19 protein-coding genes are annotated in these 23,057 nt (G+C 41.4%); 10 read left to right on the plus strand and 9 right to left on the minus strand.

Features of this window, described 5'->3' with window-relative positions:
- Positions 1 to 112: 112 nt before the first annotated feature.
- Together LXL81_RS11800 and LXL81_RS11805 are read right to left on the minus strand one after the other, a co-directional pair.
- The gene (locus tag LXL81_RS11800) at positions 113 to 3,010 is read right to left on the minus strand and encodes a gliding motility-associated C-terminal domain-containing protein (RefSeq protein ID WP_234647000.1); all 2,898 of its coding nucleotides are present in this window, start codon (positions 3,008 to 3,010) and stop codon (positions 113 to 115) included.
- 413 nt (positions 3,011 to 3,423) lie between these two features.
- Positions 3,424 to 6,315: a gliding motility-associated C-terminal domain-containing protein gene (locus tag LXL81_RS11805; protein ID WP_234647001.1), complete on the minus strand. Its 2,892-nt coding sequence runs from the start codon at positions 6,313 to 6,315 to the stop codon at positions 3,424 to 3,426.
- A gap of 333 nt (positions 6,316 to 6,648) precedes the next feature.
- Between LXL81_RS11805 and LXL81_RS11810 the strand changes: the two genes are divergently transcribed.
- From LXL81_RS11810 to LXL81_RS11820, 3 genes are all read left to right on the plus strand, one after another.
- Complete coding sequence (locus LXL81_RS11810; protein ID WP_234647002.1) at positions 6,649 to 7,320, plus strand: succinate dehydrogenase cytochrome b subunit; 672 nt, start codon at positions 6,649 to 6,651, stop codon at positions 7,318 to 7,320.
- Positions 7,321 to 7,431: 111 nt separating this feature from the next.
- Positions 7,432 to 9,420, plus strand: coding sequence for a fumarate reductase/succinate dehydrogenase flavoprotein subunit (locus LXL81_RS11815; protein WP_234647003.1), 1,989 nt, complete (start codon positions 7,432 to 7,434; stop codon positions 9,418 to 9,420).
- A 119-nt stretch (positions 9,421 to 9,539) separates the two neighbouring features.
- Complete coding sequence (locus tag LXL81_RS11820) at positions 9,540 to 10,292, plus strand: succinate dehydrogenase/fumarate reductase iron-sulfur subunit (RefSeq protein ID WP_234647452.1); 753 nt, start codon at positions 9,540 to 9,542, stop codon at positions 10,290 to 10,292.
- Positions 10,293 to 10,487: 195 nt separating this feature from the next.
- Here LXL81_RS11820 and LXL81_RS11825 read toward each other — a convergent pair whose 3' ends face one another.
- The 3 genes from LXL81_RS11825 to LXL81_RS11835 form a co-directional block, all read right to left on the minus strand.
- A complete protein-coding gene (locus tag LXL81_RS11825) occupies positions 10,488 to 11,108 on the minus strand; it encodes an OmpH family outer membrane protein (RefSeq protein ID WP_234647004.1) in 621 nt (206 codons plus the stop codon).
- A 76-nt stretch (positions 11,109 to 11,184) separates the two neighbouring features.
- Positions 11,185 to 11,727, minus strand: a complete 543-nt coding sequence (locus tag LXL81_RS11830; RefSeq protein ID WP_234647005.1) for a hypothetical protein — start codon at positions 11,725 to 11,727, stop codon at positions 11,185 to 11,187.
- Positions 11,728 to 11,744: 17 nt separating this feature from the next.
- Positions 11,745 to 12,479 carry a copper homeostasis protein CutC gene (locus LXL81_RS11835; protein ID WP_234647006.1) on the minus strand — a complete coding sequence of 245 codons (735 nt, stop codon included), beginning with the start codon at positions 12,477 to 12,479 and terminating at the stop codon, positions 11,745 to 11,747.
- A gap of 317 nt (positions 12,480 to 12,796) precedes the next feature.
- Here LXL81_RS11835 and LXL81_RS11840 point away from each other — a divergent pair, with 317 nt between their 5' ends.
- On the plus strand, positions 12,797 to 13,018 hold the full coding sequence (locus LXL81_RS11840) for a DUF2795 domain-containing protein (RefSeq protein WP_013927448.1): 222 nt from the start codon (positions 12,797 to 12,799) through the stop codon (positions 13,016 to 13,018).
- Here the strand turns inward: LXL81_RS11840 and LXL81_RS11845 are convergent.
- A complete protein-coding gene (locus LXL81_RS11845) occupies positions 12,999 to 14,576 on the minus strand; it encodes a hypothetical protein (protein ID WP_234647007.1) in 1,578 nt (525 codons plus the stop codon). The two genes, LXL81_RS11840 and LXL81_RS11845, sit on opposite strands and share 20 nt — an antisense overlap.
- 286 nt (positions 14,577 to 14,862) lie before the next feature.
- On the opposite strand from LXL81_RS11845, the gene LXL81_RS11850 reads away from it, so the two are divergent.
- Positions 14,863 to 15,504, plus strand: a complete 642-nt coding sequence (locus tag LXL81_RS11850; protein WP_234647008.1) for a helix-turn-helix domain-containing protein — start codon at positions 14,863 to 14,865, stop codon at positions 15,502 to 15,504.
- A 140-nt stretch (positions 15,505 to 15,644) separates the two neighbouring features.
- On the opposite strand, the gene LXL81_RS11855 is transcribed toward LXL81_RS11850, so the two are convergent.
- Entirely contained in the window at positions 15,645 to 16,013 is a 369-nt protein-coding gene (locus LXL81_RS11855; RefSeq protein ID WP_234647009.1) for a DUF3127 domain-containing protein, read from the minus strand.
- An 83-nt stretch (positions 16,014 to 16,096) separates the two neighbouring features.
- Entirely contained in the window at positions 16,097 to 17,236 is a 1,140-nt protein-coding gene (locus LXL81_RS11860; protein WP_234647010.1) for a cystathionine gamma-synthase, read from the minus strand.
- A 131-nt stretch (positions 17,237 to 17,367) separates the two neighbouring features.
- On the opposite strand from LXL81_RS11860, the gene LXL81_RS11865 reads away from it, so the two are divergent.
- From LXL81_RS11865 to LXL81_RS11885, 5 genes are all read left to right on the plus strand, one after another.
- Positions 17,368 to 18,045 carry a TVP38/TMEM64 family protein gene (locus LXL81_RS11865; protein WP_234647011.1) on the plus strand — a complete coding sequence of 226 codons (678 nt, stop codon included), beginning with the start codon at positions 17,368 to 17,370 and terminating at the stop codon, positions 18,043 to 18,045.
- A gap of 134 nt (positions 18,046 to 18,179) precedes the next feature.
- Complete coding sequence (locus LXL81_RS11870; protein ID WP_234647012.1) at positions 18,180 to 19,772, plus strand: sodium:solute symporter; 1,593 nt, start codon at positions 18,180 to 18,182, stop codon at positions 19,770 to 19,772.
- Positions 19,773 to 19,869: 97 nt separating this feature from the next.
- Complete coding sequence (locus LXL81_RS11875) at positions 19,870 to 20,832, plus strand: dihydrodipicolinate synthase family protein (protein WP_234647013.1); 963 nt, start codon at positions 19,870 to 19,872, stop codon at positions 20,830 to 20,832.
- A 25-nt stretch (positions 20,833 to 20,857) separates the two neighbouring features.
- Positions 20,858 to 21,397, plus strand: a complete 540-nt coding sequence (locus LXL81_RS11880) for an RNA polymerase sigma factor (protein ID WP_234647014.1) — start codon at positions 20,858 to 20,860, stop codon at positions 21,395 to 21,397.
- A 182-nt stretch (positions 21,398 to 21,579) separates the two neighbouring features.
- Positions 21,580 to 22,482 (plus strand): AraC family transcriptional regulator, encoded by a 903-nt coding sequence (locus LXL81_RS11885; RefSeq protein WP_234647015.1) that lies wholly within the window; start codon positions 21,580 to 21,582, stop codon positions 22,480 to 22,482.
- Positions 22,483 to 22,616: 134 nt separating this feature from the next.
- Here LXL81_RS11885 and LXL81_RS11890 read toward each other — a convergent pair whose 3' ends face one another.
- Complete coding sequence (locus tag LXL81_RS11890; protein WP_234647016.1) at positions 22,617 to 23,051, minus strand: DoxX family protein; 435 nt, start codon at positions 23,049 to 23,051, stop codon at positions 22,617 to 22,619.
- Positions 23,052 to 23,057 lie beyond the last annotated feature (6 nt).

The following is a 23,057-nucleotide window of genomic DNA, read 5'->3' on the forward strand; positions in this document are numbered from 1 at the left end:
TGGTAACAAAATCCGTAGCCCGGCTGGAAACCAACCGGGCTACAAATAACGTACTAGAAGTTGAAAGAAAAAAAGTCTGTTTTTTTGACGGGCTTAAAAATTAGTTTAATGATTATCTGAGCAGCTGTACCCATCCTTTGAATGTGGCCGGTTTTCCACCGCGCTGAACAGATTCAAAATAAACGGTAACCTCGTAGTAATACTGACCCGCAGCCAGATCGCTTCCGCCATTATTTTTCCCGTTCCAGTTGATATTTACATCTTTGGAATCATACACTTTTGCACCCCATCGGTTGAATACTTTAAATTCCAACGACTGGACAAAACTTGGGCATTTCAGCGGTGTAAACAGATCGTTTTTACCATCACCATTTGGCGTAATCACGTTGGGCAGCGCAAATATCGGGCAGTTGTCTTTGCAAACGGTATTGCTCGGCGCACTTTCCGTACCATATTTATTGACTGCGGTCACATAATAACAACCTGCAAAAGAAGTCAGTCCTTCATGTGCAAAAGAAGTGGCTGCCGGCGCTGCAATTTCTTTCAAAAGGGTAGGCGTATCACCTTCATATCGGGTGTAATAAAGTCTGTAAGCGGTGATGGCCTGGTCACAGTTTGCTGTGTTCGGATAGGTCCATGACAGATTATTGGTAAACGAAGTCTGGTCACAGAATTCTTCCGGGGTAATGGTGGCACAATCCAGCAGATCGATGCTCAGCACCGGCACACAAGGTTTGGTGGTATCCGAAGCAGATATACAGATAATCTGTGAGAAGTTATAAAGTGGATCGACCTTGATCTGTGAATTGTTGTAAGACCCGACTGTTTCTACTTTGTAACAATAAACAACATCTTTGGCAATCGTCACATTGACTGTTCCGTCCTGTGCATATTTGTCTGTTCCGTCATCAGTGAAAGTATAGGAAGCCGCACCGGTCACAGGCACATCAGCAATCCTGTTGAAAGTACCTGGTTTGGATTTGTCTTCACGGTAGACCCGGTGTGTCTGGCCATCATTGCTCCATGGCACATTGGCCGTCCAGTTGACCCTGATGGCATTCGGATTGGCTGAACCTTGTGACAAACGCACACTACTGGCCGGATCGGTTTCATCCAGTTTCACCAGCCCACCGGCGTCAGTGTAATAGTATTCAAGTTTATACCGGTAAGCATTGTCAACGGTATTCAGGTTTTTGTCAACAAAAATTGTATCCGGCGCACCAGCCACCAGATTGGTATTGATGGTGGCGATGCTTGTAAAATTAGTACCTGCAAGTCCTGTTGCACGGAAAAGTCTGTATTGTGCCGGAATGGAAGCACCCGCAGAAAGCGTTGGTCTTGTCCATTTTACGGTGATAATACCGCTTGCTGCGCTTGTTGAATCGACAGTCACATTGGTAATAACCGGCATAAGAAGGGGTACTTCGATACAAACCTGTTCAGAAGCAACACTTTCACCGCCACCGATCAGATAACCTGGTTGTGTAATATCAGAATCCGGTCTTGGGAATATAACCACGATGCGGTAACTGTAAGAAATTCCTGATTTCAATCCGGCTCCTGCATTGTTATCGGTGTAAGAAATCTGGTCCGCGTTGACCCTTGCAATTTCCTCATAGCCATAACCATCTAATCCTGTAAAACATTTTTCTACCGGAATAACACGGCAACCCTCTCTTCTGTATATGACGATTTTGGCACCAGGCACCTGACATATATAGGAATCCCAGGTGAGTTTAAAAGCTTTTCCGGCAGCATCGGTAACCGGAGCAGCGGCCAGATTCTTTGGCTGCGGTCCGTAGACCCGGATATGCAAAGTTGTAATATCGACGAGTTTCTGAAACAAATTCGCGTTTGGCGTTCCTGCTACCGCCCCGTCTTCTACTTTAAAAAGTACTTCATACGGTTCGAGCCTGATTTGGTTACAGCCGGTCTGCCAGGTAAATTGTCCTGTGAGCGTACCTTGTGCACCTTGCTGTGGAACGGCGAAAGTAGCATAAGCAGGGTTGATCAGAGCGGTGGCCTGATACAGACCACTGGTACTGGTCAGCGTGAGTTTGTCCCCGTTTTTATCGGTAGCTTTTACAATCTGGTTAATAAGCGTTCCTGCCTCGACGCAGATATCGGGAATTAAATCCAGTTTTGGCCGGTCGTTTCGGGCATCGACAATGATGATCTGCATATCACGAATGATCTCACCGATCAGTACGCCGTCCCGCCATTCTTCAACCACAAAGGCAACATTATAAAGTCCTTTGGTGACTGGCGCGTCCCAGATTAAATCGCCCGTTAAGGCATTCATACTAAAAGTAGCAGGGCTTGCTCCGGTTTCGGTTGTACCGGGAGTCGTTACAAGATTAGGGTCTTTGTAGCCAAGGTTTTCACCTAAGCCTCTGGTTGTGCCTTGTTGTGGAGTGTAAAGATGATAAGCAATACTATCTCCATCCGCATCAAAAGCACCAGGATTGTGAATGTAACGTTGTCCAACAGCACCGATATCTATTGGCGCATTTAGAAGAACCGGCGTTTGGTTTACTCCGACAAAGGCATTAATTGAAATATTGGTATGTACATAAAAGTTAAGCCTGTCTGTTGGAGCAGGACTTAAATTTAAAATACTTACGTTACGGTTATCAATACCAACTGAAATACTCCAGTCGCCGGCAGAAGGAAAAGTATACCTTGTTGTATAAATATTTTGCGTGGTATTGTTTCCGATGTTTCTTGTCAATGCGTCAATTCTGGGAACTTGCACAGGCTGTGCAGTGGTACCGTTTCCCGTGTAAAAATACATATTGACAGATGTCTGGGCATTGGCTGCACCAAGTCCTCCATTTGGAGAAATGTCAAAATAACCGGTAAAGGTTACATCATACGCAAGCGAATTGCCGTTCACGCGTTTTGCCGTAATTTCCCCTGCCCGTGCATGTGTTGCCTGAGCTTTGTGGCCGGTTAACACAAGGATAAAAGCAAAAAGAAATGATAATTGTAAAATGTAACGCATAGACATAAGACTTACTTTAGACAGAGGCATTAATCAGAAAAAGAATACTGATATGTTATCTTGTTTTATAATTTTCAACAGGCCTTCATGATAGAATCGGATTAATGCTCCTAACATACATGTATTGAACGAAAATTTAATTAAAAATGTGTGTTTTATTCCCTATTACGCTAAATTATTGAACTCTTGTGGAAGTTTGTCAATCATTTTTTCTTTTTAGCGGCATATAAAAGAATTAACACATTTTTATTGATTTAATTTCCTGCTACCTACGTCTCTAAAATTACTAAATAGGAGAGGGAAAGGTTGGTAACAAAATCCGTAGCCCGGCTGGAAACCAACCGGGCTACAAATAACGTACTAGAAGTTGAAAGAAAAAAAGTCTGTTTTTTTGACGGGCTTAAAAATTAGTTTAATGATTATCTGAGCAGCTGTACCCATCCTTTGAATGTGGCCGGTTTTCCACCGCGCTGAACAGATTCAAAATAAACGGTAACCTCGTAGTAATACTGACCCGCAGCCAGATCGCTTCCGCCATTATTTTTCCCGTTCCAGTTGATATTTACATCTTTGGAATCATACACTTTTGCACCCCATCGGTTGAATACTTTAAATTCCAACGACTGGACAAAACTTGGGCATTTCAGCGGTGTAAACAGATCGTTTTTACCATCACCATTTGGCGTAATCACGTTGGGCAGCGCAAATATCGGGCAGTTGTCTTTGCAAACGGTATTGCTCGGCGCACTTTCCGTACCATATTTATTGACTGCGGTCACATAATAACAACCTGCAAAAGAAGTCAGTCCTTCATGTGCAAAAGAAGTGGCTGCCGGCGCTGCAATTTCTTTCAAAAGGGTAGGCGTATCACCTTCATATCGGGTGTAATAAAGTCTGTAAGCGGTGATGGCCTGGTCACAGTTTGCTGTGTTCGGATAGGTCCATGACAGATTATTGGTAAACGAAGTCTGGTCACAGAATTCTTCCGGGGTAATGGTGGCACAATCCAGCAGATCGATGCTCAGCACCGGCACACAAGGTTTGGTGGTATCCGAAGCAGATATACAGATAATCTGTGAGAAGTTATAAAGTGGATCGACCTTGATCTGTGAATTGTTGTAAGACCCGACTGTTTCTACTTTGTAACAATAAACAACATCTTTGGCAATCGTCACATTGACTGTTCCGTCCTGTGCATATTTGTCTGTTCCGTCATCAGTGAAAGTATAGGAAGCCGCACCGGTCACAGGCACATCAGCAATCCTGTTGAAAGTACCTGGTTTGGATTTGTCTTCACGGTAGACCCGGTGTGTCTGGCCATCATTGCTCCATGGCACATTGGCCGTCCAGTTGACCCTGATGGCATTCGGATTGGCTGAACCTTGTGACAAACGCACACTACTGGCCGGATCGGTTTCATCCAGTTTCACCAGCCCACCGGCGTCAGTGTAATAGTATTCAAGTTTATACCGGTAAGCATTGTCAACGGTATTCAGGTTTTTGTCAACAAAAATTGTATCCGGCGCACCAGCCACCAGATTGGTATTGATGGTGGCGATGCTTGTAAAATTAGTACCTGCAAGTCCTGTTGCACGGAAAAGTCTGTATTGTGCCGGAATGGAAGCACCCGCAGAAAGCGTTGGTCTTGTCCATTTTACGGTGATAATACCGCTTGCTGCGCTTGTTGAATCGACAGTCACATTGGTAATAACCGGCATAAGAAGGGGTACTTCGATACAAACCTGTTCAGAAGCAACACTTTCACCGCCACCGATCAGATAACCTGGTTGTGTAATATCAGAATCCGGTCTTGGGAATATAACCACGATGCGGTAACTGTAAGAAATTCCTGATTTGAGTCCGGCTCCGGCATTGTTGTCGGTGTAAGAAACCTGGTCTGCGTTGACCCTTGCAATTTCCTCATAACCATAACCATCTAATCCTGTAAAACATTTTTCTACCGGAATAACACGGCAACCCTCTCTTCTGTAAATGACGATTTTGGCACCGGGCACCTGACATATATAGGAATCCCAGGTGAGTTTAAAAGCTTTTCCGGCAGCATCGGTAACCGGAGCTGCGGCCAGATTCTTTGGCTGCGGTCCGTAGACCCGGATATGCAAAGTTGTAATATCGACGAGTTTCTGAAACAAATTCGCGTTTGGCGTTCCTGCTACGGCCCCGTCTTCCACTTTAAAAAGTACTTCATATGGTTCCAGCCTGATCTGGTTACAGCCGGTCTGCCAGGTAAATTGTCCGGTGAGCGTGCCTTGTGCACCTTGCTGTGGAACGGCGAAAGTAGCATAAGCAGGTTTAACCAAAGCGGTGGACTGGTACAGACCACTGGTACTGGTCAGCGTGAGTTTATCCCCGTTTTTATCGGTAGCTTTTACAATCTGATTAATGAGTGTTCCCGCCTCAACGCAGACATCCGGAATTAAATCCAGTTTTGGCCGGTCATTTCGGGCATCGACTACGATAATCTGCATATCTCTGATAATGTCACCAATTTTCACGCCGTCACGCCATTCCTCTACGACAAAAGCTACGTTGTAAAATCCTTTGGTGACAGGTGCATCCCAGATCAAATCACCCGTTCGGGCATTCATACTAAAAGTAGCAGGGCTCGCTCCGGTTTCTGTTCTGCCAGGGGGAGTTACCAGGTTCGGATCTTTGTAGCCAATGTTAACACCAAGACCTGTTCCTGTTACATTTTGTTGTGGATTGTAAAGATGATAAGCAATGCTATCTCCGTCCGCATCAAATGCACCGGGGTTGTGAATGTATCGTTGTCCGACTACTGCCAGATCAATAGGTGCATTAAGTAAAATGGGGGTTTGGTTCGCTCCAGTGAAAGCGTTGATAATAAGATTGGTATGAACAAAGAAATTAAGATTGTTTGTTGGTGCTGGGCTTAAATTTAGAATGCTATTATTCCGCTTATCGATCATAACTGCTATCGTCCAGTCGCCAGTCGATGGGAAGGCATATCGGGTTGTATAAACATTTATTGTGGTATTGTTTCCAATATTGCGGGTTAGAGCGTCGATTCGATCAACTCGCCTTGGATCAACTTTACCTTCACTACCCGATGGATAAAAGTACATGAAAACATATGTCTGTGCATCCGCTGCATCCTTGCCAGTATTTACGTCAAAGTATCCCGTAAAAGTTACATCATAGGTATTAGTATTTCCAATTCTTTTGGCGGTGATCTCACCAGCTCTTGCGTGCGTAGCATGTACCTTCTGAGATACGAAAAAACAGGATAAAAAGAAGATTAATAGCTGAAATCGTAGATTATTTCGCATACACATTTAAAACATTTTCATGATAGAGGTAAGTGCATTAAATCCTGGCGGAATATAATGCTATCCCATAAACGAAAAATCGTATTAAAAATGTATCCGGAAAACTGGATTAATGATACATAAATAACAAGCCTTGGGATAGGATAACGTTACGGTTTAAAAATGTAATTATCAGGATTTAATAATTCGGGAGAGGTACTTCATAATGATTATAAATTGTCTGGCAGGTCATAAAAATGATCCTCTTTTATTGTGTCGCACAGGTTTGTGCTATACCTTTGAAAGGTTCTAAATATACATTATTTTTTTGTACTAAAACTATTCGTGTTTGCTATGTCTTGGTTTACACAAGCATTAACAAGTTCAATCGGTAAGAAAGTGATCATGTCGCTTACCGGTTTATTTCTGATCAGTTTTCTGGTAATACATGCATCCATCAATGCTATGATTTTTTACAATGATGGAGGCGAAACATTTTCTCACTGGGGGCATTTTATGGGGACAAATCCCATAATTCGTACACTTGAAATTGGTTTGGTTTTGGGCTTTCTCATTCACATCGCGGATGGCCTTTGGTTAACAAAACTGAATCAGAGTGCAAGACCTGTGAAATATGCTGTAACCAATGCCAGTGCCAACAGCACCTGGTATTCCCGCAGCATGGGTTTGTTGGGTACGCTTATTCTGATCTTTTTGGTTATCCATACTTCGCATTTCTGGATTCCAAACCGTTCCAACCAGTTTGCAACAGGAGAAGAGCTGAATCTTTATCAGATGATGCTTGATATTTTCCAGAATATATGGGTTGTTATCATCTACGTACTTGGTTGCATTTCTCTGGCCTGGCATTTGCTGCATGGTTTCAAAAGCGCATTTAAGACATTGGGTCTTTACCATGTAAAATACAATGATGCAATTCGTGTTATTGGCGTTGCTTTTTCGATTATTGTTCCAACCCTTTTCGCTCTGATGCCTATCTCGATTTATCTTGGATGGGTTTATTAAGTTCCGGCATTTGACTGTCTGTATCCTGCGTGGATATTGACTTCAAAAGTTAAATGTTCTTGTTTAAATAGTTGAATCTAATTTTTCAGGTTAATTAACATTTCAAAATATATGGCAACTTCATCTCGTCTGGATGCCAGAATACCTCAAGGCTCGCTGGAAGATAAGTGGGAAAAATACAAATCGTCAGTACCCCTTGTAAACCCTGCCAACAAGCGTAACATTGAAGTAATTGTAGTTGGAACCGGTTTGGCTGGTGCTTCTGCTGCTGCTACGCTGGCGGAAATGGGATATAAAGTAAAAGCATTTTGTTTCCAGGATTCTCCACGTCGTGCGCACTCAATTGCGGCACAGGGTGGTATCAATGCAGCTAAAAATTACCAGAATGATGGTGACTCAGTTCATCGTCTTTTTTACGATACAATTAAAGGAGGAGATTACCGGTCACGCGAAGCCAATGTGCATCGTCTGGCGGAAGTTTCCGGAAATATTATTGACCAGTGCGTTGCCCAGGGAGTTCCTTTTGCACGTGAATATGGCGGACTTCTTTCCAACCGGTCTTTCGGTGGGGTACAGGTTCAGCGTACATTTTATGCGGCAGGACAGACGGGTCAGCAGCTTTTATTAGGTGCTTATTCAGGTTTGCAGCGTCAGGTTGGTATGGGGACAATCACCATGTACAACCGTCACGAAATGCTTGACGTTGTGAAAATCGACGGAAAGTGCCGTGGCATTATTGCAAGAAACCTGGTGACAGGGGAATTGGAAAGACATTCTGCTCACGCAGTTTTGCTTTGTACCGGTGGATACGGTAACGTATTTTATCTGTCGACAAACGCCATGGGTAGCAATGTTACTGCTGCCTGGAAGGCGCACAAACGCGGTGCATTCTTTGCCAACCCATGTTTTACCCAAATTCACCCGACTTGTATTCCGGTATCTGGTGAGCATCAGTCGAAGCTGACTTTGATGTCAGAATCACTTCGTAATGATGGTCGTATCTGGGTTCCGAAAAAACAAAATGATACACGTGCCGGAAATGAAATTCCGGAAGAAGAAAGAGATTATTATCTGGAACGTCGTTACCCTGCTTTTGGTAACCTGGTTCCGCGTGATATCGCTTCCCGCGCAGCCAAAGAAAGATGTGATGCAGGATATGGCGTAGGATCTTCAAAACTGGCGGTATTCCTTGATTTCTCTGCTGCTTTCCACCGTTACGGACAGGGAGAAGCAAATAAAAATAATATTACCAATGCGCCTGAAAGCCAGATTCTGGAATGGGGTAAGGCGGTAGTGAAAGAAAAGTATGGTAACCTTTTCGATATGTATAAGCAGATCACGGGAGAAGATCCTTATGAAGTGCCTATGCGTATTTATCCTGCTGTTCACTACACTATGGGTGGACTTTGGGTTGATTATAACCTGATGACAACTGTTCCTGGTTTATATTCATTGGGTGAAGCGAATTTCTCCGATCACGGTGCAAACCGTCTGGGAGCGTCTGCCTTGATGCAAGGTTTGGCGGATGGATATTTCGTGATACCAATCACAGTTGGAGCTTATCTCGCAGGAGAGATCAGAACCGGACATATTTCAACGGATCACGAAGCTTTTGTTCAAACTGAAAAAGAAGTTAGTGACAGAATCCAGAAATTGATTACAATCCAGGGCAAGACATCTCCAGAGGTATTCCATCGCCGTTTAGGCAAGATCATGTGGGATAAATGTGGAATGGCCCGCAATGAAAAAGGGTTGAAAGAAGCGATTGTTGAAATCCGTGCGCTACGTGAAGAATTCTGGAAAGATGTGAAAGTAATGGGTAAAATCGGTGATTTTAATCCAGAGCTTGACAAAGCAAACCGCGTTGCTGACTTTATCGAGTTAGGTGAATTGATGTGTATCGATGCCCTGACACGTGACGAATCTTGTGGAGGTCACTTTCGTGAGGAATTCCAGACAGAAGAGGGTGAAGCACTTCGTGATGACGAAAACTTTATGTTTGTGTCGGCATGGGAGCATATCGCAACTGAGAAATGGGAGCTTCACAAAGAAGACCTTGTTTACGATAATATAAAAATCGCTCAGAGAAGTTATAAGTAGCTATCGGCTTTCGGCTTTCAGCTATCGGCTTAAAACCCGGTACTTCTTATGAGTTTATAACTAATAAATTTCGTTAATAGTTAATCATTAACAGTTTAGAAAAAATGAGTGCAGGCAATATGCGTCTTACGCTTAAAGTGTGGAGACAAAGCAATACAGATACAAAAGGAGGATTTGAAAATTATAATCTGGATGGTGTTTCTCCGGATATGTCTTTCCTTGAAATGTTCGATATTCTTAACGAACAATTAATTGAAGAAAATAAAGAACCTGTCGCATTTGATCACGATTGCAGAGAGGGTATATGCGGATCATGTTCTATGTTTATCAATGGACAGCCACATGGACCGTTGAAAGGTGTGACTACCTGCCAGTTGCACATGCGTTCTTTCCAGGATGGGGATACCATAACGGTTGAGCCATGGAGAGCCGGTGCATTTCCGGTTATCAAGGATTTGGTTGTAGACCGTGATGGTTTTGACCGGATCATATCAGCTGGTGGATTTGTTTCCGTGAATACAGGAAATGCACAGGATGCGAATAGTTTGCCGATTCCAAAAGAAAATGCTGATGAGGCATTCAGTGCTGCTGCTTGTATTGCTTGTGGAGCTTGTGTAGCGGCATGTAAAAATGCTTCGGCTATGTTATTTGTTTCTGCAAAAATCTCACAGCTGGCATTATTACCACAAGGTCAGGCAGAACGCAGTATCCGTGCAGAGAAAATGGTGGCGCAAATGGATGCAGAAGGTTTTGGTAACTGTACCAATACGCATGCATGTTCAGCTGAATGTCCAAAAGAAATCAGCTTTGAAAACATTGCCCGTATGAACCGTGAATATATTGGCGCGAAATCATCGTCAAAAGTACTTTAGAAATAATTCGGAAGCTTTGAAAATATATTGGGGGGTGATTTATTAATTTAAATCACCTCTTTTTTGTGGTGTAAAAGGTACAGTTATGGATTTGTGTCAAATGCCATCGGCATGAACGATATGATTTCCATTTAAAAACAGAAAGGCGACCGATTTAAATCAGTCGCCTTTCTGTTTTAATCTGATTGATTATACTTATTTCTTAGTAGAATCAGCCGCAGCTTTACCAGCGTCAGAACCTTTATATTCCTTATTTAAACCTTCAATTATTTTCTGAGTAACATCCAGAGATTTGTCAGCGAACAAAATACCGCCGCCTAATGAATAACCTAATACATATTCGTATTTGTTATCCTTGTTATATTTCTCAATATAAGATCTGATTTGTTTGTAAAGCTCCTCATTTTTACCAGCTTCTTCCTGCTGAAGTCCAGCCATCGCCTGATCACGGTAAGCGACAAGATCCTGCTGTTTTTTGCCAAGTTGCTGTTCGGTGGAACGCGCCTGGTCAGGGGTCATGGTTTGTGCTTTTTGCTGAAAAAATGCAATTTCATTCTGCAACGAGCGTCCTTTTGTATTCAACTCGTTTTCCAATTGGAAATGCTTGTTTTCAAGTGCTTTCTTAGTGTCCTTGAAGAAATCGTAATTCGTCAAAAGTGAATCAACCTGCACATAAACAGTACGACGGCCGGCAACTACTCCATCCGATCCTGCTGCTACGGATTCAGATTTACCACCTGAGAAATGTAAGAAAAATAACACCGCTACGGCTATGCTAAGCACGATGTTCCAAATTAACGAAGTATTGTTATTCACGTTTTTAAGATTTTGTTTTTTGAAAGAGCCGCAAAGATAATGATTTGTGTTTCAAGCCCTACAATTATGCGATTTTTTACTCTACTTTAAAGAAGGAAGGATGATATTTGGAATATGAAATTTGTATTTTTTGAGCTGGACGAAGGTAACCATATTTTTTAGGGTCCAAACCCTGCCTTGAAATGCCTTCATCCGTAACATATTCTATAATCATAAATGGTTGAGTAAATCTAGTTTTTAAAGTGAAAGAAATCTTAGTTATTCCTAATACTGTTGCTGTCGTTTCAATTGTTTTGCGATTTAAGTAATAGCCTTTGATCTTTTCATTTAGACCAAGAGCAAGCTGTTGTGAAATTGAATAACACAAAGTTAATATTGCTAGAAAAATAAGAACTCCTATAATTTTGAAATACGACTTTCCCGGTATAAACAGGAGTTTGACAATTCCATTATCTTCATATCTTTTCAATGTAGGAAAAAATAGAAATAGAAAACCGACGGTCGTAATATTTAGCGACCACCATTTTACAACAGACCAGTATTCCAGATTATGAATAAAAACTGCTACAAGAAGGAAAGCAACCAACAGCAGCGCAATTCCAATGAAGATCTTTTTCACATAACAGACACTTAAAGTTATTTTTCTGCCACCGCACTCACAATTGCCTCGACCAAACCTAAATCACTATACATTACTGATTTTTCGTCAGGAATTTCACCAGCCATAGATATATCGGACGGAAAATATTTTTGTCGTCCCGGACGAAAAGATTTCGCAGTTAAGTGTAATGAATGTACACCGGCTTCTTTCAGCTCAGCTGCATTATTATGATTCACACCACCACCGGCCATGATTTCAATGGAGCTTCCGGCAGCTTTGGCCAGCTGCTCCAAAAGCTTGATACCTTCCAGTGCGTTTGATTTTTGACCAGAAGTCAGAATTCTTTCTGCACCAGTTTCAATTACTGCTTTAAGCGCTTTGATTGGATCAGGCGTAAGGTCAAACGCGCGGTGAAAAGTTACCTTCATCGGAGCGGCGTAATCTATAAGTACTTTTGTCCGGGCCACATCAACCTGCCCGTCAGGAAGAAGGATTCCCAAAACAACACCATCTGCGCCTAGTTTTTTTGCCATTGCAATATCACGTTTCATGATTTCCTCTTCAAAAAAATCATAAACAAAATCACCACCACGGGGACGGATCATGACGTAAACAGGAATTTGGATATGCTCGCGAACCATTTCTATAAGACCGGCACTTGGCGTGGTGCCGCCTTCGCCTAATCCTCCGCACAGCTCAATGCGACCTGCGCCGCCTACCTGGGCATTCATACAAGATTCCAGAGAGTATGCGCAAACTTCAATTGTCATATTATTTTAATTATAATGATCCGGAAATTTACAAAAGATTTTGTCCCGGTTTGAGAAAACAATAATTCAGCAAAATGGGGAATTTGCTATGGAATGATATTTTATATTGTGCGAGAAGATAAAGTTAATAACCTGTGTTTACTTAAACTTTGTCCTAATTTTATGATTTTCAATCTTTTAACATATTGACAGAAAATATTAAAAATAAAAAACAATTATTTTAGATTTTTTTTGTTTAAAATTATTAAAAGATGCAAATTTTTTTACTTTTGCAATCCTGAAAAAATTAAGTAACTATTTAATAGGCGAAAAAAATTATGTACTGGACTCTCGAACTCGCATCATATCTGGAGGATGCTCCTTGGCCAGCTACCAAAGACGAGCTGATTGACTTCGCAATTAGAACAGGCGCTCCGTTAGAAGTAGTTGAAAACCTACAAGAATTGGAAGATGATGGTCAGCCTTATGAAAGCATTGAGGAAATTTGGCCGGATTATCCGACCAAAGATGACTTCTTCTTTAATGAAGACGAATATTAATAAGAGCGGCGCCACGAGGCGCCGTTTTTTGTTTATCCTCCTTTGAATCAAGTGCAATTGAAAAATTGCGTTTCAGCAAATATTTTTCAAAAATGCTTCCTTTTTTCAGTGAGTATTGCTGCACCACTTCTTTTCCATTACTATAACCTTTTTCCAAAAAGTCATAATAGTTGTCTCCCAACTCTGAAACCTCCGGATGCTCTATGGTATTTATGGATCCCATATCAAGTGTAAATAACCGTTCATAGTAGAATTTAACGAAACTCAGCGTATTAACGGCCAGAAATAATGCTGCGGCGATCATCCGGATATTTTTTACTTTGCTTCGGGATCCGGCCAAAAATGCATAGGCAACGCTCGTGCCCAATACAAGTTGCGCTGCGATGGAACCACGTGTGTTCAAATCGTTAAAGTGGCCAACCTGAACGAGGCCTAACAAAGCAAACGTTATAAATGCTATGAGCAAAAGTGCTCTGTCAAATTCAAGTAAGCGTTTTTTGAAAAATATAAACCAGATTCCGAAGAATCCGAAAAGATAAAGCAGGTAGTACAAAGGCCAGACTGAACTTCCGGCTTGCCATATAAATAAATTACTCTCCATAGATGTCGCGGCAGAACTCAGTAGAAATGCAATGACCGGATAAAATGCAGTCAACAACAAACAGCCGAATATGGCGGCAGTGATAATAAAACGGAATTGATCTCGCTGAAATCCTACATAGACAAAATACAAACAGAAAAGCGAGAGCCCTATGGTTGTAAACGGAGTCCAGAAAAAGGAGCTGAAAATAAAAACCGCAAATGCATAGAAATATTTCAGATCCGTAATGGCCACCAGAAAAAAGCAGGTTCCCAGGATGGCAGGTAGTGTATGTTGAGGAGCTTCTGACAGGCTTTTTGAAAAAACTGGAAGCTGATTCAGAACAAATTTACCATTGATAAGAACAGAATTATTTTGAAAATTAAGTGCTCCTGATAGTAACTTACTTAACGCAGGTAAAAGCACGCTGACATAAGACCCAAAAATGATAAGTATACTGATAAGTATCCGCTGACGGTTTTTTAAGTCTTTAAACCGGATCTGGATCCAGGAAAAACTAAGAAAAAGTCCAAACCAAGTCCAGATAAAAGCAAAACCTTTTATAAAATGAAGAGACGAAATTTTTCCAAGCAACGAGGGTATAATGTAATAGCCCAGATAATAACACATGTAAACGTCATGATCCTGATCATACAATGGCAGGGATTGTGTTGCCAATAAGTTGAATTTGAAATTATGCGCCTGATAATCGTAGCTCTGGTAATTAAATCCGCCAAATTCAGAAAAGTAGGAAAGTGTTAAAGATATAATGAAAGAAAAAAGAAGTACTGGTTTTAAGGAAAATGGTAGCTGGATTGAATCCGGTTTTTTATCATTCGTTTTATAAATTGAAAAAATAATTACAGCCGTAAGCGTAATGATTGATACAATCGAATAATTACTATTTACCCAAAAGTATAAAAAGAAGTAAGTTGGTAGTGTGATGTATAATAATGTAACAATAGCCAGGTTTCTCATGCAGTTGGCCTGGTCTTGTTAAAGACCAGGATTAAATAAAATGTTCGGCATAATAGAGAAAATTCTATGCCAAATTATTTCATTTTCTACTTCAAAGAGACCTGAGTGTGACGATTATAGGTTTGAATCAACTAGTTATGAGAATGATTATAGAATGTTCAAAGATTCATTAATAATATTTTTTTAATATCATGAAAGGAATGTAAATTGGTAACGTTGTTAATAAAAGCAAATACCGGAAAGCCCGATTGTTTTTTCATAGTTAAGTATCTATCCAGGCCAATTGATGGAACTACGATTGCTTAAAGAGTTGGTCAGAAAAGGTGAGGGTGAACATGTGGAATTCAAATTGAAATCCAATCATCCTGAAAAAATTGTCCGCGAGCTTGTTGCCTTCGCTAATTCGGGGGGTGGAAAACTTTTCGTCGGTGTTGGAGACGACCGGACAATCAAAGGAGTTAAAGATTCTTTTGAAGATGAATACACCCTGGTCAAAGCCATTGACACCTATTGTTTCCCCAAACTTGATTATCATTTAGAAAGAATCCCTATCGATTCGGATCGCGAGGTACTGGTTTTGACTATCCCGCGAAGTCTGGACAAGCCACATTATGTTGTTGACTCTTTGGGAATAAAAAAGGCATATGTTCGTGTTGCGGATAAATCAATTCAGGCAAGCCGGGAAATGCGTGAAATTATGCGCCGAGGACGTTTTAAGAGAGATGTCAGATTTCAGTATGGGGATAAGGAAGAAAAGCTTATGAAGCTGCTGGATGAAAAGCAAACCGTAACGGTAGAATTATTTGCTGCAGCAGCCGGGATTCCCCGAAAAATGGCTTCCAATACGCTGGTGATGCTTGTTCTTGCCAATGTTTTGGAAGTACATCCGCATGAAGTTTTTGATCATTTCACAGTAGCGATGGCATAATCAGCCAAATGGATTTATAAAAAGCAGTCCGCCGTCGCGCTGAAAGAATGATGACAATAACCTCAGTAATGAGGACGATAAATGACCATTAACTCATTGACGAATTCTCTCATCGCGACGGTGGATCGCTCTTGTATTTTTTAGAAAGGCAGATCGTCAGATTCGTCTTCCGTAAAAGTTGTTACCGGAGGCAAAGTACTGTTATTGCTTCCTCCACTAAAAGAAACTCCGCCACCGCCAGCACTGCCGGCTTTGTCAACCTTCCAAGCTTTTACCTCAGTATACCAGCGATTGTTATATTCGCGGCTTTCTACATCAATTGATGCCGTTACAGCATCATTCACCTGTAAACCAGCCTGATCGATTTTATCACCCCACAATGAAATGCATACTTTTTTTGGATACTGCGAAGGGATTTCAAGAATAAATTCCTGCTTCCGCCATGTTCCATTTTTACCCTGACCAGACACCTCAGGAAGTAAAGCGATGACAGTTCCTGTTAATTCCATGTATAACGTATTGTTTGTTTTGCTATAATTGTAGAGATCAAAAGTAATGGTTTTGGCTTTGGAATGCAAAAGAGAAATGAAACTTAGCCAATTGCCTGGGCCAGATCTTCTATCAAATCCTCCACATCTTCAATGCCTACGCTGAGGCGTATCAGTGTGTCTTTTAATCCCGTTTTCTCCCGTTCATCTTTTGGAATACTCGCGTGTGTCATGCTTGCAGGATGCGTGCAAAGTGACTCAACGCCACCCAGAGATTCGCCCAGAGAAAACACGTGTAAATTTTCCATGACATGAACAGCTTCCTGATAATTGTCTCCTTTTAACTCAAAAGAAATTATTCCGCCATATCCGCGCATTTGACGAGTTGCCAAAACATGACCGTCATGGGAGGCGAGTCCGGGATAATATACTTTCCCAACTCTGGGATGATCTTCAAGCCATAAGGAGACTACTTTTGCATTTTCACAATGCCGCTGCATCCGGATATGTAATGTTTTAATTCCTCTTAAAACCAGAAAACAATCCTGAGGCCCCGGAACTGCGCCGCTTGCATTCTGGATAAAAGCAAGTTGTTTGGCCAACTCATCGTCATTAACAATCAGCGCGCCCATAACCGTATCCGAATGACCGCCAAGATATTTCGTTACCGAATGCATCACAATGTCCGCACCCTGGTCTAACGGGTTTTGCAAATAAGGCGAAGCAAAAGTATTATCAACTACGCTCAAAATTCCTTTTTGCCTACAAACATGCGTTACGGCTTCAATGTCAATGATTTTTAACAAAGGATTGGTTGGCGTTTCCACCCAGATCATTTTTGTTTTTTCAGAAATCACCTTTTCCATTTCGGCGATATCACTCATATCAACAAAATGAAATACAAGACCAAAGGGCTCATAGATCTTTTTCATGATCCGGTAAGTGCCGCCATAAATATCATTGGTGGCAATAATTTCGTCACCAGGCCGGAATAGTTTCAATACTGCGTCTGTTGCTGCAAGGCCGGATGCATAACAAATGCCGTGTTTCCCATTTTCCAAAGCGGCAAGTGCATTTTGCAAAGCCGTACGGGTCGGATTGTGTGTGCGCGAATATTCGTAACCTTTATGTTTACCAGGACTTTCCTGAACGTAGGTTGAAGTCTGGTAAATCGGCGTCATGATCGCACCAGTGGTTGGGTCTGGTTCAACACCCGCATGTATGGCTTTCGTCCCGAATTTCATAGAAAAATAGTTAGCTTAAATCCTCGGATTTGCAGTAAAAGATCAAAGATAACCTTCCGGAAAAACCTTTTACAGAAAGAAGTGGTTAATTTGATAACTGAAATTATTGTATTGACTAAAAATATCTTCTTTTGGCGAATCCATTAGTAAAAAAACTTCCTTTACCTCTCGTTGTAAGCGTTTTACTCACTGTTGTTCCATTGGTAACCACTTCCTTGCTGACCGCTTCGGCAGTTGCCCATGAAGAATTATTACGAAGCTGGTCTTATGGAACCTGGATGCTCGTTACGATTGGATTAACATTCACTTCGGCCATTGCTTTGACGCCGCCAACATTCCTTGCTCTCGTTTTCGGTTATTTCCTTGGATGGTACGCAGTCCCGTTTCTATTTTTATTGAACCTTGGCGCCATTGCGCTTCTTTACATACTGGCAGATTTTTTTAACGCAGAATCGATCCGGATTTATCTGGTGCAGATTTACCCTGAAATTGAATCACTCATCAGGAAATTTAAGGCAAACCAGTTCCGTCTGATTTTCTTTGCCAAACTTTCACCCGTTTTACCATTTACGATCACCAATTTATTCTTCAACGTTGTCGGAGCAAAACTTCCACAAGTACTTGCGGGCGGAACCTTGGGGATGATTCCACGTACTGTACTCGCAGTTTGGGCCGGGAGAGAAGCACAGGAAATCCGTTATTTGCTGGAACATCCCAATGAAGGATTAGGAACAAAAATTCTCCTGCTTTCCCTGATCATCATTTCCACTGTCGGGATTGGATTTCTGTTTAGGGATAAAAAAGATTGATATCCGGTATCCGGATTTCAATGTTAAATTATTGTGTATGATAAGATCGTATAATAAAAGGATATAAAACCACATAAATGCATGAAAGTAATCCTGTTTATTTGCAATTAAGTTATACTTATTAACAAAGTAGAATGAAATCCTTGCCCGTTATCGATCTGGTTATTGTTATAAGCTATCTGGTGGGGATGGTGGCCGTCGGGATTTATTTTTCACGCAAAAACACAACAGCAGATCAGTTTACAAAAGCTTCCGGAAAAATCCCTGGCTGGGCGATCGGTATTTCTATTTATGCCACTTTTCTTAGTAGTAATACTTTCCTCGGAGTTCCGGGTAAAGCCTTTGGCAGCAACTGGAATTCTTTTGTTTTCAGTTTGTCAATGCCGTTGGCAGCCTGGGTTGCAACTAAATTTTTCATACCGTTTTATAGGAATACCGGAACGGTCTCGGCCTATACCCATTTGGAAGAACGTTTCGGTCCCTGGGCAAGAACATATGCCGTTGCCTGCTTTTTGCTGACACAACTTGCCAGAATGGGCTCTATATTTTTCGGAATAGCACTCAGTCTTCAGGCCCTGACGGGTTATCCAATGGCTACGATAATGATCGTAGTAGGTATTTGTATTGTCCTTTATACCGTCATGGGCGGTATGGAAGCCGTTATCTGGACGGAAGTTGTGCAAGGTGTTGTCAAAACCGCCGGAGCACTTGTCATTCTTTATCTGGTTATATCCGGTATGGAAGGCGGCGTTTCTAAAATTATTGATATCGGGAAAGCAGATGATAAATTCAGTCTGGGAAGTTTCGCGCCTGATTTTACACAATCGTCTTTTTGGGTTGTTTTGCTGTACGGGTTTTTCATGAACCTCAACAATTTCGGAATGGACCAGAATTATGTGCAGCGTTATCACACCACAACCTCAGTTAAAGAAGCCGCTGGCTCCATCTGGCTATGTGTTTATCTGTATCTGCCGGTTTCGCTGATGTTTTTTGTGATAGGCTCCTGTTTGTTTGCTTATTACCAAAGTAATCCCGATCTGCTTCATGCAGTCCAAATGCAGGTTGCGGTTGAACGTTTGCCAAACGGAACACCGGAAGCACTTCAAAAGCTGGCATCTACATTGACTGCCGCAGATATTGGCGACAAAGTAATGCCACATTTTATGGTGAACAAAGTGCCGGTCGGGCTTTTGGGATTGATTATTGCAGCCATAATGTCTGCAGCCATGAGTACGATCAGTTCAGGAATGAATGCTTCTGCGACGGTTTTTATGGTTGATATTTATCAGCGGTATATTAAACCTGAAATGAGCTCGAAACAGTCGATGACCTTGTTATACATTGCAACCACAGGTTTTGGACTTCTTGGCATGGTAACCGGTATCGCGATGATCGGCGTCAAAAGTGTGCTGGATGTCTGGTGGCTGCTTTCCGGAATTTTTGCCGGCGGCATGCTGGGGTTATTTCTTTTAGGGATAATTTCAAGAAATACAAAAAATGCAGAAGCACTTACGGCTACGCTCATTGGTATTGTTGTCATAATCTGGATGACATTTTCAAAACAATTGCCTGATGAATATGCACATTTACGAAACCCGCTGCATCAGAATATGGTGATGGTAGTTGGTACGCTGACTATTTTTCTTGGGGGTTTGATTTTAACACGGTTGAAAGGAAAAGCCATACAAGTTGAAAAAGAAGCACTGGCAAACCACCCGGGTATTTGATCATATTCTTGAGGTTGAGAATTTATTCTGACATGAATATATCCGGCAAACAAGGGGCCGGTTAAGTTACCCTGACACTTATTGATTTTAATTTGGTATGACCTCAACAACAACATCTTTGCCGCAAGGATTTATTCCAGTTATGTTAACTCCATTTCTTGAATCCGGGGAAGTGGATTATGACGGGCTGAAAACGCTGACTGAATTTTACTTAAACGCTGGTTCGGCGGGACTTTTTGCAAACTGTCTTTCCAGTGAAATGTATGAATTGAGTGAACAGGAAAGGATTGATGTAACGAAAACGGTTGTTGATCAGGTTGCGGGCAGAGTCCCGGTGGTAGCCACAGGGACTTTCGGTGGGACTATCACAGAACAGGCCGAATTTGTAAAACGTATATACGCTACCGGAGTAGAAGCGGTTATCATTATTTCCAGCCTTATCGTTAAGGAGAATGAATCAGATGCGATTTTCCAGAGAAACGCGAAAGAATTAATAAGCTTAACGAATGATATCCCATTGGGTTTTTATGAATGTCCGGTTCCCTATAAAAGATTAATACCAGTTAAAGTACTTAAAGAATTGGTTGAAACAGGAAGAGTTATATATCACAAAGATACTTGTCTGGACTACGAAGAAGTAAAGCGCAGAATCCAGGTTGCGGAGGGATACCAGTTTGGACTTTATGATGCCTATATGGTGAATGCGGTATCATCTTTGAAAGCAGGTGCAGCAGGATTATCCTGTATTCAGGGGAATATTTATCCGGAACTGATTGCGTGGATCTGCAAATATTTCAACGATGCTGATCGTCAGGGAGATGTGAAAAAGGTACAGCAATTTTTTGTGGATTCAATGGATATTGTACACTCGGCTTATCCTACCATTGCGAAATACAGTCTGCAAAAGCGAGGTTTTCCGATTTTAACTTATACAAGAAGAGAGGTCGAAGAACTAACAAAAGAATTAAAAAATGAAATGGATCAACTGCTGATTACAGTTGAGAAGCTTCAAAATGAATTGGGCATTACAAGCAATTTTACCGAATATCTTGTGAAATAATACGGACCAAAAATTTCCTAATCCTATGAACTTTCCAAACGAACAAATCCTTTATCGCGTAACACAGGGAGACGAAGCAGCTTTCTCGATGCTTTACACGCATTTCCGGTCACCGGCGCTGAAATTTTGTACTACTTTGCTCAAAGATGAAGAAGAAGCTGAAAACGTCACACAGGATGTATTTGCCAAGATTTGGGATCGTCGCGTACAGATCAAACCGGAGCATAGTTTTCAGGCTTATTTGTTTGTCAGCCTGCGGAACCAGGTTTTTGATCAGTTTAAAAAATTCGAAAAAGATCAGCAGTTACGCCAGCAGTATGTGGACCGTATGACTTTTTTGAATGATGAAGATGGTGACGACAAGGAAGCCAGGATCAAATTTTTACTGGGTGCTGTTGAGTTACTTTCTGAACGAAGAAAGCAAATTCTGAAGCTGAACATTGAGGAAGGAAAGTCATATAAGGAGATAGCCGGTTTTCTGAATATCTCAACCAATACAGTTAAGAATCAGTTAATCAAGGCAAAAGAAATTTTACGCCATCAATCCCGTCTGGCTATTTCGTAATTAACAATTTTGTAAGGTCAATGACACCCATAATCGAATTGCATTGCGGCTGATTGCCGACAACTGATAACGGATTGCCAAAATTCTTAATTTTTTCAAGGAATAGAAATGATGCGGTTAGTACTTATTAGATTGAAAACAGTAGGATATAGCAGATAATTATCCTGATTCAATTTAGTACCATGAAGCCTCATTTTCATAAAGTTCCGATAAAATCACGTAATTCGTTCAGTATCAGGCACGAGCAAGAGTCAAGCTTTGGTACAGTCTGGCATTATCATCCCGAACTGGAATTACATTATCTGATTAAGGGTCATGGTGTACGTTTCATTGGTGATGATATCAGTAATTTTTCGGACGGAGAATTGATTCTATTGGGAGAAAACCTGCCGCATACCTGGCGGGTTGAAGGGGGAGAAGGAAGCTCTGCGGTTGAGGTTATTATTATTCATTTTTTGCCGGATTGCCTGGGTGCGGATCTGCTGAATCTTCCGGAAGCGTATCTTATTCCAAAACTTTTTGAAAAGGCAAAAAAAGGATTGGTTGTAAATGGAAAAGCAAAAGAAGAGGTGATTGCCATTATGCGCCCGGCAGTGACGATGCAAAATCTGGACAGGTTGATCGCGCTGTTAACAATTCTTAAAATCCTTGCAGAAACTGATGAAACTGAAACAATTACTTCGGCTCATGCTTTTTATAAATCTAACGATTCCGAAACACTTCGATTGAATAAAGTATATGCCTATACTTTGTCAAACTACAAAAACCCCATCACGTTACAGGAAGTGGCAGCGATAGCCAATCTTGGCGTAACCTCTTTTTGCCGTTATTTCAAATTGATGACCAAGAAAACATACAATGATTTTCTTGTCGAGATCCGTATCAGCCATGCATGTCGTTTTTTGATTGAAGACAGGCAGACGATCGAGGTCATCTGTTTTGAATGTGGTTTTAATAACATTTCAAATTTCTACCGGCATTTCAAAAATGTTACTGACATGACGCCTCTGGAATATAAAAAGAAGTATTTGTTCAAAGGGAGCAAAGAAGCAGGAAAAGTGGCGGAAAGTCTGAACAGATTTTGATATAAAAAACAGCACAAGAAGAAGTTTTTGGTAAATCTATTTTCTTATGCTGTCTGTAAGATTAATTGTTATTCTCTACAACAGTCAGACTGCCTGGGCGGCCCCGCCGAAAGCCGACCGCCGAAGTCATTATATTAATTATCGTGATTCTTCATCCATTCATCCATAGAAAATTTTCCTGAACCGATGACTGTAAAAGTGATAACCAGAATAAGTGTAATGGCCGACAGCCATAATTCAGAATTGAAATAGGAGAAACCAGCTCTGAGGTTTACCATAAAAACAGCAGCAATTAAAATGGGTATCTGAAAAAGACAAGACGTACGGGTAAGGCAGCCTAGTGCAATCAAAAATCCTCCGAAGATATGCGCAAAAGCCACGTAATGAACGGCCATCACAGAGTATAAATGAAAATCCATATTGCTGATCAGGTGCGAGAGCCGGGCTGTATCGCTAATAAAACTGATACCCTTTACAAACAAAAGTACGCCCAGGCCAATACGAACTACATCCATCCAAGCCGGGTGATGTGTATCACCCCAGCGTTCAATCCGGTTTATTGTCTCCATAACTGT

The sequence above is a fragment of the Dyadobacter sp. CY356 genome, assembly GCF_021440195.1.
GTDB lineage: Bacteria > Bacteroidota > Bacteroidia > Cytophagales > Spirosomataceae > Dyadobacter.

Excerpts from the sequence above, each read along its gene's own strand:
- LXL81_RS11800 (WP_234647000.1), bottom strand. The coding sequence starts at position 3,010 with ATGTCTATGCGTTACATTTTACAATTATCATTTCTTTTTGCTTTTATC.
- LXL81_RS11805 (WP_234647001.1), bottom strand. The coding sequence starts at position 6,315 with ATGCGAAATAATCTACGATTTCAGCTATTAATCTTCTTTTTATCCTGT.
- LXL81_RS11810 (WP_234647002.1), top strand. The coding sequence starts at position 6,649 with ATGTCTTGGTTTACACAAGCATTAACAAGTTCAATCGGTAAGAAAGTG.
- LXL81_RS11815 (WP_234647003.1), top strand. The coding sequence starts at position 7,432 with ATGGCAACTTCATCTCGTCTGGATGCCAGAATACCTCAAGGCTCGCTG.
- LXL81_RS11820 (WP_234647452.1), top strand. The coding sequence starts at position 9,540 with ATGCGTCTTACGCTTAAAGTGTGGAGACAAAGCAATACAGATACAAAA.
- LXL81_RS11835 (WP_234647006.1), bottom strand. The coding sequence starts at position 12,479 with ATGACAATTGAAGTTTGCGCATACTCTCTGGAATCTTGTATGAATGCC.
- LXL81_RS11840 (WP_013927448.1), top strand. The coding sequence starts at position 12,797 with ATGTACTGGACTCTCGAACTCGCATCATATCTGGAGGATGCTCCTTGG.
- LXL81_RS11845 (WP_234647007.1), bottom strand. The coding sequence starts at position 14,576 with ATGAGAAACCTGGCTATTGTTACATTATTATACATCACACTACCAACT.
- LXL81_RS11850 (WP_234647008.1), top strand. The coding sequence starts at position 14,863 with ATGGAACTACGATTGCTTAAAGAGTTGGTCAGAAAAGGTGAGGGTGAA.
- LXL81_RS11855 (WP_234647009.1), bottom strand. The coding sequence starts at position 16,013 with ATGGAATTAACAGGAACTGTCATCGCTTTACTTCCTGAGGTGTCTGGT.
- LXL81_RS11860 (WP_234647010.1), bottom strand. The coding sequence starts at position 17,236 with ATGAAATTCGGGACGAAAGCCATACATGCGGGTGTTGAACCAGACCCA.
- LXL81_RS11870 (WP_234647012.1), top strand. The coding sequence starts at position 18,180 with ATGAAATCCTTGCCCGTTATCGATCTGGTTATTGTTATAAGCTATCTG.
- LXL81_RS11875 (WP_234647013.1), top strand. The coding sequence starts at position 19,870 with ATGACCTCAACAACAACATCTTTGCCGCAAGGATTTATTCCAGTTATG.
- LXL81_RS11880 (WP_234647014.1), top strand. The coding sequence starts at position 20,858 with ATGAACTTTCCAAACGAACAAATCCTTTATCGCGTAACACAGGGAGAC.
- LXL81_RS11885 (WP_234647015.1), top strand. The coding sequence starts at position 21,580 with ATGAAGCCTCATTTTCATAAAGTTCCGATAAAATCACGTAATTCGTTC.
- LXL81_RS11890 (WP_234647016.1), bottom strand. The coding sequence starts at position 23,051 with ATGGAGACAATAAACCGGATTGAACGCTGGGGTGATACACATCACCCG.